Raw genomic sequence first — 12,295 nt, 5'->3', positions numbered from 1 at the left:
TGAGGCTATCATGGATTTAATCGATAAACTCAAAGCAATTGCCCAAAAAGTTGAAACCTCTCGTTCTCAAATCCAAAACGAACAGGCAACCAAAACAGCTTTTATTATGCCTTTTTTGCAAGCATGGGGTTACGATGTATTCAATCCCATGGAAGTTCACCCCGAATATAGTGCCGATTTAACTGGATTAAAAGGGGAAAAAGTAGATTATGCTATTTGTTTGGACAATCAACCGATTATTTTGATGGAATGTAAAAGCTGTCATCAAAATCTTGAGCATCCTAAACATAGTTCCCAACTGCATCGATATTTTAACGCAACTGGAGCTAACTTTGGAGTTTTAACTAATGGGATTATCTATCGGTTTTATACGGATATCGTCAAGGATAATATCATGGACGATAAGCCATTTTTTGAGTTTAACATTCTCGACTTTGACGACTCTTCTGTTAACGAATTAAAACGATTTTCTAAATCTAGCTTTAATTCTGACGAACTAGAAGAGGTTGCTCGCAATTTATTGCACACAAAAGAAGTTAAAAAAGTGATTGCCCAGCAATTAAATGATCCTTCCCCCGAATTTGTTAAGTTTTTTGTTAGTCATGTGTATTCTGGGGTGAGAACTGCATCGGTTGTCGAAAAATTCAAAGAAATTATTAAGCGTTCTCTCAAAGAGTATATCAATGATATCATCAAAGAAAAATTTGAGGAAGTTTTAGGAAAAGAACCTGAAACAAATCCTCCTGATACACCAGCATTAGAAGATACTCCACCAGAAGAAACAGGGGAAGATAAAATTAATACGACCCCCGAAGAATTGGAAGGATTTTACATTATTAAATCAATTCTACGGGAAGAAATCAATACCGCACGCATTCAATTCAAAGACACTAGAAGTTATTTTGGTATCAACTTAGATGGAAAAGTAACCAAAACAGTCTGTCGTCTGCGCTTCCATGAAAAAACTGGCAAGAAATCAATCAGTATTCCCGATAACGTCGAAACTGGTAAAGAAGCAACCACGAATATAGACAGTCTTGATGAAATTTATGGAGTCGCTGAATTTCTGAAATCTCGTATCCGCTATCTGACTCAAGATACTTATAAAAGCAAGTCAGAAAAAACGGAAAGTATCTAAAATAATTAGTCCCTATCTCTTTAATGACCGCAATATTTCTGATGATTGGTGGATTAGCGAGCAAACTTCAACACAAATACCATCACTACAAAATCTCTTAACTTTCCTGAAACAACTACTCAAAATGGAGTTGATATAATTATATTTATCTGCTGAAAACTTGGGGAGTTATACCAATTCTCCAAAGTCTGACTACAGAAGTTTAATCCCCCTAAATCCCCCTTAAAAAGGGTGACTTAAATTCGATGTGTAGTTTTCATTTAGAGAAATGGTATTATACTAAATCCGTTGAGTATAGGCTACATATCAGGATAGGCAAAAGGCACTCATGCAAAAGGGGGAATAAATAATCAGTCTTTGATAACCAGATTTGGTATAAATTAAGTCTGTCAAAGCTTAGAAAAAAAGCGAACTTCTCTGGGGAGAAATTCGCCTTAATTTCCAGAAATTCTGAATTTAGCCAAAAATTAATTAGGCACGAGCTTCGAGACGACCGTAGAAAATGCCGCGAATTTTCACTTCTTCAGCATCTTTTGCGCCTAAATCGGTGTCGGAAGGCTGTTCACTTTCAAAAACACCAGCAAACTCGCCGGTAGAAGCGTCAACTTTAGTTACCTGTAAAGACATAGTACCTTTACCCAGTTCCGTCGCTTTGACGTTAGCACGCTGGAAATCTTGACTATCAGCACTAGCGGGTAAAGCGACAGCATTATCATAACCCGTCACCACACCCCGACCTTTGGGATCTAAGAAACCAGCGCCACGATAGGAGGGAACTTTAAAGTCGCCTTCAAAATCCGTGGAACTGTTAATCGAGTTAAAGCCGGCTTCGGTTTTGCCGGTGAAACCTTTAATGGTAAAGAAGAGGGGAACTCTTTCACCTCCGGGTAATTGTACGGTAATGGGTTGGAAATCGATACCGTCTTCTTCCTTGAGGGTTAAAACACCGTCTTCGCCTACGGTTAAACTCGCTGTCATCTGTTCTAAACTGGTGGTATCTCTGGTTAAGAGTTTACCCGGGATAAAAGTGGCCGCTTCCCGCTTATTAATGGGTTCACCCTTGACAAAATATTCTTGGGGTTCCAAGCATAAATCTGTCACCACATAACTTTCGCCGCGTTCTAAGGGGAGAGTACCCCGGGTGAACTCGGAAATCTGCGGACATTTGTTAGCTAATCCCGTGTTTAAAATTTCATCATAGGTTAGCTCGTTTCTATTCAGGACGGCACTAGGCGCGTCGCTACAAGCTGTCAACACCCCCAAGCACAAGGCTAAAAAGGCAACTAACAAGGCACGAAATCTCATCTATGTCAACCTCTCTTTGTCAATCTTTACAATTACTACCCTTGATCCATAGCCTGATGAATTATCGAATCGGTCGGGCCAATTCATCGAAACTCAGTTTATCAAAGATCCGTGACCATTGAGAAGATGGGGGACAGGAGACGGGAAACAGGAGGCAAGAGGCAAGAGGCAAGAGGCAACAGTAAAGAGATTGGAGGAGATTCGGCTAATCGAAGAATAAGCAGTTTAAATACGTCTTAGCTTAGGAGTCAGTCCCGATGAAAAAATTTTCACCACCACAGATGAAAGAGGTTTCCTTCCCCACACCCCACACCCGTTCGGCTGAGCTCACGGCCGAAGCCCACACCCTACACCCCACTTCCCCACTTCCCCACTTCCCCACTTCCCCACACCCGTTCGGCTGAGCTCACGGCCGAAGCCCACACCCCACACCCTTTTTCAAGTCAGAAGGCTCTAAGTAACTCATAGCTGATGACTGATATGATTGGTGTGACTGTTTTCAGATGCAGAAATTTCGATGAATAGCCCATTGCCGGGAGATAATAGCCAATTAGATAGCCAACTACATTCCCTTGTAACGACGGTGACAGCGATCGCCCAAGAACAGCAGGGAGATTGTAACGGTTTGTTAATGTTGCTGCGAACTTTAGAAAATTTACATCGGCAAATTCGCGAGCAGATGTTCGAGCCATCTTTACCCAATACCCGTAAGGACTTATACGGATTACTCCGGGATATCGAGGAAACCGGGGGATGGCCCTATATAGAACGGATGAAGTTACAAATGTTAATGGAAAAATTATTAGCCAGTGAAGTCGGCGCGCTCGATTCGGCGGCAAAAACCGATGATCGGGAAAAATGAGTTTCCAGAGGTTACGGAGCGGGTTACAGTATTGGGAAAATGGATATTTTAGGGGTAGTTCGTAAATCATGACCACCGTGAACCCGATTAAATTTGGAACCGATGGCTGGCGCGGGATTATCGCCGCCGATTTTACTTTCGATCGAGTCGCTCTGCTCGCTCCCTTGGCGGCTCAGGTTTTAGCGGATAATTATGGTCAGATCACGGGTTCGCGGACGATGATCGTCGGCTATGATCGGCGGTTTATGGCGGAGGATTTTGCTCAAACTGCGGCGGAATCGCTGCAAAAAGCAGGTTTTGATGTGCTTCTCTCCCAATCCTATGCTCCCACTCCCGCTTTTAGTTGGGCAGCTCGATCAGAAAATGCTCTCGGTGCGATCGTGTTAACCGCCAGTCATAACCCGGCTAAATATCTCGGTTTGAAAGTTAAAGGTTATTTTGGTGGTTCTGTCTCGCCGGAAATTACCCAACAAATTGAAGCTTTATTGTCTAATCCGCCCCAATTTAAGGCCAATGCAGGTAAATTAAGCACTTTTGAGCCATGGTCAGGTTATTGTCAGGGTTTACGCCAAAAAGTTAATATTGCCGCTATTGCCGAGGCGATCGAATCGGGACAACTAAAAGTTTATTCCGATGTCATGCACGGTGCGGCGGCTACCGGTTTAGAGCGTCTTTTGGGGGTGGGGATCACGGAATTACGCGGCAATCGCGATCCTTTGTTCGGTGGCGGCTCTCCGGAACCTTTGCCGAGAAATTTGACGGAAATTATCGATAAGCTGGCTCACAGCGCCAATTTAGCCCCTTTACGAGTAGGTTTGGTCTTCGATGGGGATAGCGATCGAGTGGCGGCGATCGATGGTCAGGGGAATTTTTTAAGCACCCAAAATCTCATCCCGATTTTAATCGAGCATTTAGCCGGCAAAAAGGGAATGAGAGGGGAAATTGTCAAAACGGTGAGCGGTTCCGATTTAATCCCCAAATTAGCCAGTTTATACGGTTTATCGGTCTTTGAAACTCCGATCGGTTATAAGTATATCGCCGATCGAATGTTGACCACTCCTGTGTTAATTGGTGGGGAAGAGTCGGGAGGTGTCGGTTATGGTACTCACATTCCCGAACGGGATGCTTTATTATCAGCTTTATACGTTTTGGAAGCGGTGGTAGAATCGGGCCAAGATTTAAGCGATCTTTACGCGCAATTACAGGATAAAACTGGTTTTTATTCTCAGTATGATCGCATTGATTTACCCCTAGCTAATATGGAAGCTCGCGATCAGTTAATTACTGCTTTGGATCAGGAACCCTTAAGGGAAATTGCCGGTAAACAAGTGACTGATTGTAATCCTATAGACGGTTATAAATTCCGTTTAGAAGATGGCAGTTGGTTGTTAATTCGCTTTAGTGGTACAGAACCGGTTTTGCGTCTCTACTGTGAATCTTCAACCCTCGATCGAGTTCAGGAAATTCTCGCTTGGGCAAAATCTTGGGCTACCTATATCTAATAGAAAACGGGTTTCTTGAAGAAACCCGTTTTCTATTCTATTATTTTTTAACGCATTCAATAATACAAATATCTTCTTGAGTCGGAATAATTCGATTTAATTTTAGTCCCGCTTGACTCAACAATTCCTCAAATTCCTCTGCGGTTCTTTCCTTACCTCCCGGACACATAACTAACATATTTAGGTCTAACATTTTAGCGGCCGAAGGATTATTACCCGCAGGAACAACCATTTCCAAGACCAAAACTTTACCGTTACTATCTAAAGCTTGACAACAGTTTTTCAAAATAGCAATCGCTCGTCGATCATCCCAATCATGAATAATATGTTTTAATAAATAGCCATCTCCTCCCGATGGTACGGATTCAAAAAAATTACCGCCAACGGGTTGACAACGATGGAGAATGCCGTGTTTTTCTAAAGTCGGTTGACAATGGGAAATTACATATTCTTCATCAAAAAGAATTCCTTTGAGGTGGGGATATTGCTCTAGGATTGTCCCCAACATCTCACCGTATCCCCCACCCACATCTACTAGGGTTTGAAATTCCGAGAAATCATACACGGCTAAAATAGCTTTCTCCTCCGACAAAGAAAAACTATTCATCGACTGTTCAAAAATCTCGGCATCTAGCGGATGGGTTTGAAAATATTCAAAGACCCCCATCCCAAAGACATCATCAAAAGATGGTTGTCCCGTTTTAATACTATGTAACACATTTCCCCAAGCTTGATAATGGGGGGCTTCTCCTAACATAATCGCTGTCGCTTTTACTGACCGGGGATGGTCACTAGATAAATGTTCAGCTAAGGGAGTTAGTATAAACTGTTGAGATTCAGTTTCTTGAAAAATTCCCACACTAGCTAACGCTCTCATCAGTCGATATAAAGCAGCAGGATTAGTCTCCGTTAGGGAGGCCAACTCTTGACAAGATTTCGCTCCTTTGGTTAAATGCTCGGCTAGACTTAATTTAGCCGCAGCATAGATGGCCTGAGATAGCCAGTAACCCGAAACCATTTGGGTTAATTGAAGATGAAGAGGGGGTTCAGGTAAGGACATAAGCGACTTTTACGGGAATAAAATTAAACATTACCATATAGAATAAGCTGCCCGCGCATTTAAATTGCCTGTTGAATGAGGCACTCTTGCAAGGGTCAAGACCCACCTAACTCCCCCAACTTCGGGGGGTTGAGGGAGATTCAGCTAATTTCTAAACGCAAGTAGAGAGATAAACACAAAATTTCAATCCAAAATTTAAAGCGTGTTTCCATTCAATTAATTTCTAAGCGCGAGTAGAGAGGTTAATTCATGAATTAACCCTACAAATGTTTCCATTCAATCAATTTCTAAGCGCAAGTAGAGAGCTACCATCACCAGACGGTGGCCTGTTCACTCCGTCCGTTGTCAGGCATTCCGCTCAAATCTTTTTTATCCTTCCATTTTCCGCCCCAATTCATTTGCTCGTCTCGTCCCTTATTATCGCATTGCCAACAAGCGTGAGCCACACAACGTTATAAGCTGTACTGAATTTAAACTGCCTATTGGAAATTTTAGGACAAATGCTCAAACTGCCTCTCCCCGCTCCTCTGCAATCTTAACGAATAATTTAGATAGTCAACAGCTTACCTGTCCTTGTGTGGCTTGCGTCGTCTCACGCAGGATTGGGTTGGCGAGGATAGATCTGATCGGCGCGGTTGAACAAGATCCAGCTGGTCAGAATGTACTTGTCTTGCGACTCCGGCACATTGCCGCGATGGGTGTGGGTAAAACTGGCGGGAGCGATCACCATCGTCCCAGAGGTTGGCTTGAGCTTCCGTTCTTGGTACAAGAACTCCGTCTCACCACCGCGCTCTACATCGTTCAGATAGAACATAAACAAAAGGACGCGATGGAGCGTCTCAGCAGCTGGGTCGCAAGGATAGATTTCCGAATGCCAGTAGTAGTAACCACCGAGACTCTTCCAGTATTTCTGAACGTTGATCGCTCCCGGTCGAAACATTCTGAATAGGTACTCGGCGAGTTCCGGGTCTGATGCCGCCCCAACATCCGCAGCTGTTAACGGCCTGAGCAGTCCAGTAGCCCGATCTTGCAAGCTTAATGCAAACGCACTGGTGATCAAGTATGGATACTTGCGAATGTACAACATCAGGTGACGCAGTGTGCTGTCGAGTATCTGACTGTGCAAATCGCTCCACTCGGAGAGGCCTGTGATGGTGATGTCGGTGCTGTTCTTCTTGGATTTGTCGACTCCATGACCGATGCGTCCATCCGACTTGCGATCGCTGGCCTCGAAACGATGCCTGATCTCTTCGCACAATTCGGGGGGTAAAGCATTTTCGTACATCTCGATAAAGTCAGTTGTCATTCCAGTTTTCCCACCCCAAAGCCCTAGATACCTACGCACGCGGTCACGGATCCCATCTGGTTGATTATTATAACAGGTTTGCGTTGCATCAAGACCTTTGCCCGTATCTGGAAAAAGGCAGATGCACGCTGAGGCAAAGGTTTCACGTTTCCATTCAATTAATTTCTAAGCGCGAGTAGAGAGTAATTATGTAAGGATGATTCATGAATCATCCTTACATTTCCATTCAATTAATTTCTCTACTGATTAGAGAGGAAAATGAAAACAACAAAAAGGACTATTCATCTAATTAAGTGTTTCCATTCAATTAATTTCTCTACTGAGTAGAGAGTCATAGCACAAAAAACCCGATCTAAAAGATTGGCATATTTCCATTCAATTAATTTCTCTACTGAGTAGAGAGATACCTAACCGACACACCGAGATCTTGAGGAAACGTGCTTTTCCATTAACTTCTAAGTGCGAGTAGAGAGGGCCAGTAGGCAAACGCCTGACCAGGATTAGGGTTCAGAAGCTAGTTGCGACCAATAGACTAATTATAGCTACATATAGTCATACCGTTAAGCGCATAAACCCCAAAATGCTTGTCCTGTGCTAGATCGAGGGATTTTACCAGATAACGAGGTTGTAGCCACCCACCACTAAGCTGTTGACTATCTAAATTACTGGTTAAGACTGCAAGAGAGAAGGGAGCAGGGAGAGGAAGCTCGATCATTTGTACTAAAAATCCCAATACGCAGTTTAAATTCAGTAAAGTCTATCCAAATATAATAATCATAGAAAAAAATCTATACTAATAGAAACTCAGACAGGATAAGCTTTTGAAGCCTTTTACTAAAAATCTTTTAAATATCCTGTTATCTTCAAGGATTCCTAGGGCATATTAAGTGTAACGAGAAGATCAGTCGGCAAAAAGTTGAGGCGTTTGTGGCTCTGGGATACTGGCAAGCGAAAATCTGGGGATTACTACAATATCCCGTCTTGAAAGCACTACATAGCAACTCAGGACGCGGCGGTGACAGCTTTTGGAGAGATTTAGAAGTAATGAAGTTGTGGGGAAAACATAACCCCGAAGAATCGACTAAAAAAATTCTTAAACAAATCAAACTAGCTGACTATATCACCTCGGCCAGTGATCGAGCCGCAATCTCTAGTTTAACCCAATTCGTTAACTACGATCAACGAACAGGTCTAGAATTGCGTCATCTCCTCTCCGGAGAACCCTTAAATCTCAAATTAGCTAACACAACCCATAAGAAAATCGCTTCTAACCGCACAGATTACTTAAAAGAACAGGAAAAACGGCTATTTAACCAAATTCCCGACAGATTACGCACAGGAATCTCAGAAAACGAAGCTAAAGAACTATTTTGGTGGTTATGGCGCTGTCTTCCCCAAGCGGCGACGAAATTACTCGATGACGAAAATCTGCTTTTAATGCCCGCCGAAACCAGAATACCGGACGGATCGATCTGGAGTCATGCCAGTTTAACGGCGGCCATCGCCGGGTCCCTAGCGGGATATGATCTCACCTCCGAGGATGTGGTCAATAAATGGCCGACGGGAAAACAATTATCCCACGCTTATCTCGTTAGTTTCACCTTTTCCCCTGTGCAAGAACTAATCAAAGCCAGCCGCAAAATGCGCGATTTTTGGGCAGGTTCTTGGATTCTGCACTATCTATCTGCTCAAGTCTGCTGGCAACTGGCCCAACAATACGGTCCCGATAGTTTGATCTATCCCTCTCTCTACGCACAACCCTTAATCGATCGATGGTTACTAGAGAAATATCCCGATTTTAAACCCTGGATCGACCCACCGGGCGATCGACAATTACTAACCGCCGGATTTCCCAACATTATTATCCTCGTCTTGCCCAAAGATAAAGTCGCGGCGGCCATGCAAACCGCTAAATCTAGCTTATTAAAAGAATGGAAAGAAATTAGTCAGCAAGTTTTCGAGAAACTTCAATTAAAAGAAAATAGTCGTACCTGGGACAGTTGGTTAAATGCCCAATGGCAAACCTATTATGTGGGGGTTCCCATCGGTAGAGAAGATCAACCCCTCACCAGTGACGAAATTTACCAAGAAAATGAAAATATCGACGAAAATCAAGCCGAAGACCCAGAAAAAGCGCAAAGCTGGCCAGATAAACAAAACGAACTTTATAATCTCTACGATCAAAAAGCTCTCTTCTTAGAAAAAGAGCGGGAATTTCTGCAAAAAGCCGGAGAATTACGTCTTCAGAAGTGGAAAAGACTTTCTTTTAGCTCTAATGTTGGTTCTTGGTGGAGTAGCGCTTTCGAGCAAAACCTTTCTGCCCTTGCTGCCGTCAAAAATGCCCGTGATTGGCAGATTCCCACTGCTTTCGGTCCGCGTTCCACCATTTCTGGACTCGGACCTGTCGTCCATCCCGATGGTAACAACGATTGGATTAGCGAAAAAGCAAGCAAAGAATACTGGAAACGAAATGCCGGATTATTCGATGGTATCGAACAACTCAACGCCACCGAAACCGTTAAACGGGGATTACACCTAATCCTGCCAAAACTTTTAAAAAATAGCGACCAAAAGCGTCTAGATGCCGCTTATCCTGATTTAACTGTGGGAGTCGCAGGTTATCTCAAAACAGGTGGTGATCTAGACTATTTCCATCGAGTTTGTCGCACCATTTCTCGTAAGTTAAGAGAAGACGGCAAAAAGATTCCCCCGGCACTTACCCAACCGTGGGGAATTCCCTACATTGACGATCACATCGAACCAGAATATAAACGTTATCACCCTCGTTTTCTCAATGCGGGATGGTTAGTAGAAGAACTAGAGATTGCCGATGAAGAAGTGGCTAATTATCGCCATCAATTCAGCCAATTAATTGACCAAAACTATCCCAACAATAACCCAGCTGATTGGTATGTTATCGCCGCAGGAGATGGTGACGGAATGGGGGAATGGTTAAAAGGCAAAAAAATGAAACCCTATCGAGAATATATCGCTAAGTCACTTCATCAATACGCCGATCATCCCCCGACCGAAACCGATACCCTAGAAAAAGAAGTGCAGAAAGCTTTTGCCGATTTTGTCACCCTCGATAAACGCATCGGACCATCTACTCATAGCGCCCTCAGTCGCGCCCTTTTAGACTTCTCTAATCAACTCGTTCCCTACCTCACCGAACAGCGTTATGCGGGACGCTTAATCTATGGTGGCGGCGATGAAGTTCTCGCCTATACTAATCTCTGGGAATGGGATAAATGGTTATGGGATATCCGGCAATGTTTTAAGGGAGAAAAAGACCCCCATGGGGAATTTGATAACGCCGGTGACTATTGGCAATGGCAAGGCGAAAAACCTGCCGAAAATCTGGCAAAACGTCCCCTATTTACCATGGGAAAGCGGGCGACTATCAGTTTCGGTATTGTCATCGCTCACTATTCTGTCCCCCTTGCTATCGCCCTAGAAAATCTCTGGGAAGCCGAGAAAAAAGCCAAAGAACACACCTATAAAGGCTTTGACGGCAAAAAAGTCAAAAAAGACGCTGTACAAGTGCGCGTTCTCTACGGCAACGGTAACGTCCTTGAATCTACGGCTAAGTTTGATGTTTTCCCTCTCTGGCAAAAACTTCTGGCCGGTAATTCCGATGCCAGTTTATTCGAGGCAGTGGCCAGCCTTTGGCAACAGCATCCTGTGCCGATGATAGAAGCGATCGAGGTTTGGGTAAATGCCTTCTCTACCCGTCGGGAAAATCTAACAACAGACAACAGAGAATTTCAAGAAGATCTAACCAACTTTCTCAAACATCTTTGGTTAACCACGGAAAATGATCCTAACGATCTTAACGAAGCCGTGGGTAGCTGGATGAAATTAGCGGCTTTTATGACTCGAAAAAGACAGATTAAGATCGGAGATTCCCTTTCATGTATTGGTACACAATCACTCCCCTAGATGTACTTCTCTTACGCGATGCGAAACCCTTTAGCCCCAAGGAAAGAGCTTGGGCTGGAAGTACATTTCCCCCCAACGGTCACACGATCGCTGGGGCTTTAAGCGCTTTACTAGATCGCTCTAAAAATAGCTATTTTAAAATCACTGGTCCATTCCTATCTTTTGCCGGAGATACTTTATATCTACCCCGTCCTTTAGGATTCGCCAATTCTGATCCATTAATTCCTATTTCTTGGAGTGATAATTTAACGATTTCAGAAAACCATATATTTTGGGATCGATCAAAACCCGCCCCCTTAGCTAAGACTGAACTTCGCAAAAATTGCCAAAATCGAGAAAATCAAGAGGAAGAAGAGAACGAAAGTAAATATCGTCAGTATCTACCTTGTGAAGTTATTCTCGATTATTTAAAAACAGGAGCGATCGATCCCTCTCAGTGGTTAGTCAAGCATAAAGGAGAAGATAAACCCTGGCGAGAAGAAATTCGTTCCCATAACGCCATAAAACCGGGAAGCAAACGGGTAAAAGATGCCGATGGATACTTTGTGGAAAAAGCGATCCGAATGCTACCCGGTTGGAGTATAGCGATCGGAATCGATGTTAATATTCCCACTCCCACAACTTTACGGTTAGGAGGAGAAGGACACCGAGTTATGCTGGAAAAATGCGATCAGTTAGGTCAACAATGGGAACAATTAAAACAACAATCTGATGAGAACTTTAAACAAATAAAAAAAGCGATTGCTTATCTCGTTACCCCCGGTATTTTCGAGCGACGTCACGATAATAATCAAGCCATTTGTCGCTCTTGGCCCTGGGAATGGAAACTCGCCCATACTGTTAATAGTAATCAGAAACCGGGTAATCTAGTCAGTGTCGCAACCGATCGAGCTATCCCCATCAGTTGCCGCATTCAATCAAAAGAAAATATTAGCATTCCCGCCCCCCAAGTCTTCGCCGCCCCCCCGGGTAGTCAATACTATTTAAATCAACCCGAGCGCCTATTTCAAGATCAGCCCGATAGTCCCGAATATCACCAACGCTGGCGCAAATTAGGCTACTCGGAATTACTTTGGATCAACTATAAGGAGAATAGTTAACCTACAGGATCGAAATAGAAGTGCTGAAAATTGCGTTAATGATTCTGATGACAAACAATCAAAATGGTCATTATCTCACT

The 12,295-nt window shown here is 43.5% G+C and carries 10 protein-coding genes; 5 read left to right on the top strand and 5 right to left on the bottom strand.

Annotated elements, in window-relative coordinates; all coding sequences use genetic code 11:
* Positions 1-10: 10 nt before the first annotated feature.
* Positions 11-1,138, top strand: a complete 1,128-nt coding sequence (locus IM462_RS15700) for a type I restriction endonuclease (protein ID WP_287700153.1) — start codon at positions 11-13, stop codon at positions 1,136-1,138.
* 471 nt (positions 1,139-1,609) lie between these two features.
* Here the strand turns inward: IM462_RS15700 and IM462_RS15695 are convergent, their stop codons facing one another.
* Positions 1,610-2,443, bottom strand: a complete 834-nt coding sequence (locus IM462_RS15695) for a photosystem II manganese-stabilizing polypeptide (protein ID WP_194013966.1) — start codon at positions 2,441-2,443, stop codon at positions 1,610-1,612.
* A gap of 517 nt (positions 2,444-2,960) precedes the next feature.
* On the opposite strand from IM462_RS15695, the gene IM462_RS15690 reads away from it, so the two are divergent.
* Positions 2,961-3,305 (top strand): hypothetical protein, encoded by a 345-nt coding sequence (locus tag IM462_RS15690; RefSeq protein WP_286825884.1) that lies wholly within the window; start codon positions 2,961-2,963, stop codon positions 3,303-3,305.
* Between the two features lie 68 nt (positions 3,306-3,373).
* Positions 3,374-4,807: a phosphoglucomutase/phosphomannomutase family protein gene (locus IM462_RS15685; protein WP_287700152.1), complete on the top strand. Its 1,434-nt coding sequence runs from the start codon at positions 3,374-3,376 to the stop codon at positions 4,805-4,807.
* Positions 4,808-4,847: 40 nt separating this feature from the next.
* On the opposite strand, the gene IM462_RS15680 is transcribed toward IM462_RS15685, so the two are convergent.
* The 4 genes from IM462_RS15680 to IM462_RS15665 form a co-directional block, all read right to left on the bottom strand.
* Positions 4,848-5,867, bottom strand: coding sequence for a methyltransferase (locus IM462_RS15680; protein ID WP_287700151.1), 1,020 nt, complete (start codon positions 5,865-5,867; stop codon positions 4,848-4,850).
* A gap of 311 nt (positions 5,868-6,178) precedes the next feature.
* Complete coding sequence (locus IM462_RS15675) at positions 6,179-6,313, bottom strand: hypothetical protein (RefSeq protein ID WP_287700150.1); 135 nt, start codon at positions 6,311-6,313, stop codon at positions 6,179-6,181.
* A 146-nt stretch (positions 6,314-6,459) separates the two neighbouring features.
* Positions 6,460-7,173 (bottom strand): 2OG-Fe(II) oxygenase, encoded by a 714-nt coding sequence (locus IM462_RS15670; RefSeq protein WP_287700149.1) that lies wholly within the window; start codon positions 7,171-7,173, stop codon positions 6,460-6,462.
* Positions 7,174-7,705: 532 nt separating this feature from the next.
* Entirely contained in the window at positions 7,706-7,888 is a 183-nt protein-coding gene (locus tag IM462_RS15665; protein WP_287700148.1) for a hypothetical protein, read from the bottom strand.
* Positions 7,889-8,100: 212 nt separating this feature from the next.
* On the opposite strand from IM462_RS15665, the gene cas10 reads away from it, so the two are divergent.
* Positions 8,101-11,115 carry a type III-B CRISPR-associated protein Cas10/Cmr2 gene (gene cas10 / locus IM462_RS15660; RefSeq protein WP_287700147.1) on the top strand — a complete coding sequence of 1,005 codons (3,015 nt, stop codon included), beginning with the start codon at positions 8,101-8,103 and terminating at the stop codon, positions 11,113-11,115.
* Positions 11,088-12,215 carry a type III-B CRISPR module-associated Cmr3 family protein gene (locus IM462_RS15655; RefSeq protein WP_287700146.1) on the top strand — a complete coding sequence of 376 codons (1,128 nt, stop codon included), beginning with the start codon at positions 11,088-11,090 and terminating at the stop codon, positions 12,213-12,215. Before cas10 ends, IM462_RS15655 begins: the two co-directional genes overlap by 28 nt.
* Positions 12,216-12,295: the final 80 nt, after the last annotated feature.

The organism is Microcystis sp. M144S2 (assembly GCF_020246065.1).
GTDB lineage: Bacteria > Cyanobacteriota > Cyanobacteriia > Cyanobacteriales > Microcystaceae > Microcystis > Microcystis ichthyoblabe_A.
This window is presented reverse-complemented; position numbering and strand designations above follow the sequence as displayed.